Raw genomic sequence first — 3,837 nt, 5'->3', positions numbered from 1 at the left:
GATGGCGCGGGCACTTCCACCTTCCCGGTGGACACCTGGTCCGTTGAGCGGGTGGACGTACTGCGCGGCCCGGCCTCGGTGATGTACGGCCAGGGCGCCACCGGCGCGGTGATCAACACCATCGCGAAGAAACCCTTCGAGGGCGAGATCGAAAACCATATCCGCCTGGGCTACGGTTCTTATGACCGCCAGCAGCAAGCCCTCGACAGCGGCGGCTCGCTGACCGACACCCTGAGCTATCGCCTGAACATCAACCGCCTGCGCAGCAACGGCTTCATCGACCGTGGCGACTCCGGCAGCGACTTCGTCAGCGGTGCCCTGCGCTGGCAGGCGGCGGATAACCTGAGCTTCACCCTGGCCTCCGACTACGGCGACCAGACCCCGCAAAACGACTACGGCACACCGCTGATCAACGGCCAGTTGCACAAGGGCCTGCGGGACAAGAACTACAACGTCAGCAACGATATCCAGCACTACAACGACCAGTGGACGCGCCTGACCAGCGAGTGGCAGATCAACGACAACGTCACCGCCACCAACGAACTGTCCTACCTGAAAAACCAGCGGCGCTGGCAGAACGCCGAGAGCTACAACTACGTCGACGGCGGCCTGGTGCGCCAGAGCTACCTGGGCATCAAGCACAACCAGGAACAGGTGGGCGACCGCCAGACCTTCACTTTCAAGCACACGCTGTTCGGCCTCGACAGCCAGACGGTGACGGGGGTGGAGTACAACCGCATTCGCTTCCGCCTGGCCAGCAACTCGCCGTTCGATGACCTGACGAACGCCGGCCAACCGGTGGACATCAACCACCCGGTACCGCAGCCGTTTGAAAGCGCCAGCCCCTTCGTCCCGCAGTCCGTCAGCACCACCAAACAGCTGGCCGCGTTCGCCGAAAACCGCCTGCAACTGACCGATAAACTGTCGCTGATCACCGGCGTGCGCCGCGATTACCTGCACATCGACAGTGACTCCCTGGTGGATGGCAGCGACGCCAACAAGACCTTTACCGGCAACAACTGGAAAGCCGGCCTGGTCTACGCGATCACCCCGGACACCTCGGTCTACGCCCAATACGCCACCAGCACTGACGGCGTTGGCAGCCTGATCACCCTGAGCCCGAGCCAGCAGCAGTTCGGCCTGTCCACCGCCAAGCAAACCGAGATCGGCCTCAAGCAGGCGTTCTGGGATTCCCGTGGTGAATGGACCCTGGCGGCCTACCACATCGTCAAAAAGAAACTGTTGGTGAGCGTTCCAGGCACCACCCTCAAGGAACAAGTCGGCCAGCAATCCTCCAACGGCCTGGAAGCCAGCCTCGACCTGCAACTGCCCGATGCCTGGCAACTGCAAGCCAACGCTGCGATCGTGCGGGCGCAGTACGACGACTTCTCCGAAGTGGTCAACGGCCAGTCCGTGTCCCGCGACGGTAACCGCCCCACCGACGTGCCGCGTCGCACCGCCAACCTGTGGCTGAGCAAGGCCATCAATGACGACGTGCGTGCCGGTGCGGGCGTGCGTTATGTAGACTCGCGTTTCGCCAACACCGCCAACACCAGCGAAGTGCCGAGCTACACCGTGGTCGACGCCAGCGTTTCATGGAAAGCCATGCGCAACACGACATTGGGCCTGCAATTGAATAACCTGTTCGACCGCACTTACGCCGTCAGCCAATACAACGACGGCCAGCAATGGATCCTGGGCGAGCCGCGCTCGCTCTTCGTGACGGCGGACTACACCTTCTAACTGAACGCAACACTGTCCAAATGTGGGAGCGGGCTTGCTCGCGAATGCGGTGTGTCAGGCACTGTATCTGTTACTGATCCACCGCTTTCGCGAGTAAGCCCGCTCCCACATTTGTCCTGTGTTGGACCTGAGAGTAAAGATGACCTCACTCAACCTCACCGCCCTCGCCTGGACCCCACCAGGCCACGAGCACTGTCATCACCAGTTCCAACTGCGTGACGCCAGCCTGCACGTGAGCGCCGGTGAGTTCGTCGGGCTGATCGGCCCCAACGGCAGCGGCAAGACCAGCCTGCTGCGCTGCGCCTATCGGTTCAGCAAACCGGTTGACGGTGAGGTGCTGCTGGAACACCAGAACGTCTGGAAGCAATCCTCGAAGTGGTGCGCGCAACGCATTGCCGTGGTGCTCCAGGAGTTTCCCGACGCCTTCGGCCTGCGGGTGGATGAAGTGGTCGCCATGGGCCGCACACCGCACAAGGGCCTGTTCGACAGCGATACGCTTGAAGACCAGAACCTGATCCGCCAGGCCCTCGAATCCGTCGGCCTGCTGGGCTTTGAAGACCACGCCTTCGCCACCCTCTCGGGCGGAGAAAAACAGCGGGTGATCCTCGCCCGCGCCCTGGCCCAGCAACCGCAACTGCTGATCCTCGACGAACCGACCAACCACCTCGACCCGCGCTACCAGTTGCAATTGCTGCAACTGGTCAAGCGCCTGAACATCGGCACCCTCGCCAGCATTCATGACCTGAACCTGGCCGCGGCGTTCTGCGATCGGCTGTATGTGATCAACCACGGGCGCATCGTCGCCAGCGGCACACCTCACGAAGTGCTGACCGCCGAATTGCTGCGCGAGGTGTTCGGCGTTGAAGCATTGATCGACACTCACCCCTTGTCCGGCTACCCCCGAATCACCTGGATAACCCAACCATGATCCTGCGCTCCCTGCTGTCTCTCGCGTTGCTGCTCGGCACTTCCCAGGCGTTCGCCGAAGCGACCCATTACCCGCTGAAAATCCAGAGCTGCAACCGCGAAGTGACCTTCGCCGAGGCGCCGAAACACGCTGTCAGCCACGACATCAACATGACCCAGATGATGCTCGCCCTGGGCCTCAAGTCGCACATGGCCGGCTACAGCGGCGTGACCGGCTGGAAGTCGGTCACCCCGGAAATGGCGCAGATTCTCGACGGCCTGCCGGAACTGGCGAGCAAATACCCGTCGGTGGAAACCCTGCTCAACGCCAACGTCGACTTCTTCTTCGCCGGCTGGGACTACGGCATGCGCGTCGGTGGCGACCTCACCCCGCAAACCCTGCAACCGTTGGGCATCAACGTCTACGAGCTGACCGAGTCCTGTGCCTTCGTGATGAAGCGCCCGGCGGCCACCCTGGAAGACACCTATAACGACCTGCGCAACCTGGGCAAGATCTTCGATGTGCAGGACCGCGCCAATGCACTGATCGTGCAGATGCAGGCACAGGTCGCCCAAGTGCAGGAAAACCTGCCGGCCGACAAGCCTCGCGTGTTCCTCTACGACAGCGGCGAAGACCGCGCCATGACCTCCGGCCGCCTGGGCATGCCCCAGGCGCTGATCGACGCCGCCGGTGGGCGCAACATTCTCGATGACGTGGACGCCAGCTGGACCCGGGTCAACTGGGAAACCGTGGTGGAGCGCAACCCGCAGGTCATCGTGATCGTCGACTACAGCGAAATCACCGCCGAGCAAAAAGAGCAGTTCCTGCTGAACAACCCGGCGCTGCAATCGGTGGACGCGATCAAGAACCAGCGCTTTATCGTGATCCCCTACGTGCAAGCCACGCCAGGCATCGACAACGTGCTGGCGGTTGAAACCCTGGCCAAGGGGTTCCACGGCGAATGATCACCCGTCGCTATGCCCTGCTGCTGAGTGCCCTCGGCGCGTTGTTGCTGATCTCGTGCGTGGTCTCGCTGGGATTCGGCTCGGCGCGGGTACCGGTGGACGTGGTGTGGCGGATCCTGCTGCATAAAGCCTTCGGCGTTGGCGAGATGGACTGGAGCGCGGGGCAGGAACATATCGTGTGGCTGATCCGCGTGCCGCGCATGCTGCTCGGCGCATTGGTGG

3 protein-coding genes and 1 pseudogene are annotated in these 3,837 nt (G+C 62.6%); all 4 read left to right on the top strand.

Annotation, left to right across the window (positions count from 1 at the left end; all coding sequences use genetic code 11):
- A partial coding sequence (locus HX846_RS24745) for a TonB-dependent siderophore receptor (RefSeq protein ID WP_178966277.1) occupies positions 1-1,743 on the top strand: 1,743 nt, incomplete at its 5' end.
- A gap of 139 nt (positions 1,744-1,882) precedes the next feature.
- Positions 1,883-2,671: an ABC transporter ATP-binding protein gene (locus tag HX846_RS24740; protein ID WP_178966276.1), complete on the top strand. Its 789-nt coding sequence runs from the start codon at positions 1,883-1,885 to the stop codon at positions 2,669-2,671.
- A complete protein-coding gene (locus HX846_RS24735; RefSeq protein WP_178966275.1) occupies positions 2,668-3,615 on the top strand; it encodes an ABC transporter substrate-binding protein in 948 nt (315 codons plus the stop codon). The genes HX846_RS24740 and HX846_RS24735 overlap by 4 nt, the downstream gene beginning before the upstream one ends.
- Positions 3,612-3,837: pseudogene (locus HX846_RS24730) on the top strand (iron chelate uptake ABC transporter family permease subunit); the annotation flags it as partial. The gene HX846_RS24735 and the pseudogene HX846_RS24730, both read left to right, overlap by 4 nt.

This window comes from Pseudomonas sp. K5002, assembly GCF_013386655.1.
Taxonomy (GTDB): domain Bacteria; phylum Pseudomonadota; class Gammaproteobacteria; order Pseudomonadales; family Pseudomonadaceae; genus Aquipseudomonas.
Note: the sequence above shows the minus strand (reverse complement) of the source record. Positions and strands in the feature narration are given on the sequence as shown.

Coding starts and splice junctions, on each gene's coding strand:
- HX846_RS24740 (WP_178966276.1), top strand. CDS start 1,883: ATGACCTCACTCAACCTCACCGCCCTCGCCTGGACCCCACCAGGCCAC.
- HX846_RS24735 (WP_178966275.1), top strand. CDS start 2,668: ATGATCCTGCGCTCCCTGCTGTCTCTCGCGTTGCTGCTCGGCACTTCC.